General features: G+C 66.6%; 2 protein-coding genes. One reads left to right on the plus strand and one right to left on the minus strand.

Going from position 1 to position 1568, the window contains the following annotated elements:
* Window positions 1-103: 103 nt before the first annotated feature.
* Entirely contained in the window at window positions 104-463 is a 360-nt protein-coding gene (locus OXF11_00880; GenBank protein MCY4485659.1) for a hypothetical protein, read from the plus strand.
* 124 nt (window positions 464-587) lie between these two features.
* Here the strand turns inward: OXF11_00880 and dnaE2 are convergent.
* A partial coding sequence (gene dnaE2 / locus OXF11_00885) for an error-prone DNA polymerase (GenBank protein MCY4485660.1) occupies window positions 588-1568 on the minus strand: 981 nt, incomplete at its 5' end.

Raw genomic sequence — 1568 nt, forward strand, 5'->3', positions numbered from 1 at the left:
CACCATGGCAGTCGTTCGGGCTGTCCTGAGTGCCAATAGTACGGATGGTTCGCCATCCGGGAAATATCGGCTCAATCAAATAGTGGAATAGGGAGAAATTACAATGAAGATGTCAACATCGGTAAAACCCGCCATTTGGGGTGCGATCGGCGGCGCGATCGCCACAATGATCGTCGGTTTCGCCTGGGGTGGCTGGGTGACGGGCGGGACGGCCGGAGAGATGGCCTCGGCAGGCGCCGAGTCGGCTATCGTCTTGGCGTTTGCGCCACTCTGCGTTGCCAAGGCGGAGCTGCAGCCAGAACAGATCGCGGGCCTGAAGGAAGAGAGTTACTGGCAACGCAGCGAATTTGTCGTCAAGGCCGGCTGGGTTGCCAACGTGAGCGAAAAATACCGCTCCGCGGTCGCGGAGGCGTGCGCAGTGACCGTCGTTGAAGCCTTGGAAGCGGCGCCGCCGCCAAAATGACGCCTTCGTGGTCGCCGCCCAAATCGACCTTAGCAGGGCGGAAACGGTGATTCCGGCGCGCGCGGACGAGCACACCGACCACAAGTGTGCCTTTTGTGAACAGCCAGGTGTTCCTCCGGTGTCCCTACTGAAAATCCCGGCTCTTCCTCCGCACCGGCTCGGTATCTAGCTTCGGCTGCCATACCGACTCCACCACGAGGTGGACGACGTTGGACTCGTTCTGCAAGGGGCCGCTGACGCCCATGAACGAGAGTGTCTTGACGGCGATCCGGAACCTTTCATAGACGTCCTGCCACACGATGACGTTGACGAAGCCGGTTTCGTCTTCGAGGGTCATGAAGATGACGCCCTTGGCGGTCTTGGGCCGTTGGCGGCAGATGACGATGCCGGCGTAGTCCACGCGGCGGCCGTGGGGCATTCGCTGCACGGCGGCGGCGTCGGGAAGGCCTTGGGCGGCGATCCGCGGGCGCAGGTGGGCCAGCGGGTGGCCCCGGGGGCTGTGGTCGGTGGTGCGGTAGTCCCAGACGATGGACTCGAGGTCGCTCAGGGGCTCGAACGGAACCGGGGCCTCGGAGGTCTCCAGGGAGAGCGCGTCTCCTCCGGCCGCCTGGAGTCCCTGGACCTGCCACAGGGCCTGGCGCCGCCGGGAGGTGCGTGAGGTCAGCGCTCCGGCTTGGGCCAGGCGGTCGAGGATGCCCTGGCGCAGCCCGGTGCGGGAGGCGAGATCGGCCAGGGAGCGGAACGGGCCGGCGCGCCGGGCCTCGTCGATGCGCTGCCAGTCGGCTTCCCCGAGCCCTTTGACGTAGCGCAGGCCCATGCGCAGGGCGTGCACCGGCTGGGCGCCGGCCGGTCCGGCGGGCCGGGTCTGAGTCCCTGTCTGCCTTTCCAGGGTGCAGTCCCAGTCGCTGCGCCGGATGTCCACCGGCAGCACCCGGACCCCGTGCCGCTTGGCGTCGTCCACGAGGGTGGCGGGCGCGTAGAAGCCCATGGGTTGCGCGTTGAGCAGCGCGCAGGCAAAGGCCGTGGGGTAGTGGCGCTTGAGCCAGGCCGAGGCGTAGGCGATGTGGGCGAAGCTGGCGGCGTGGCTTTCGGGAAAGCCGTAGTC

This window comes from Deltaproteobacteria bacterium (assembly GCA_026712905.1).
In the GTDB taxonomy this organism is placed as follows: Bacteria; Desulfobacterota; Binatia; order UBA9968; family JAJDTQ01; genus JAJDTQ01.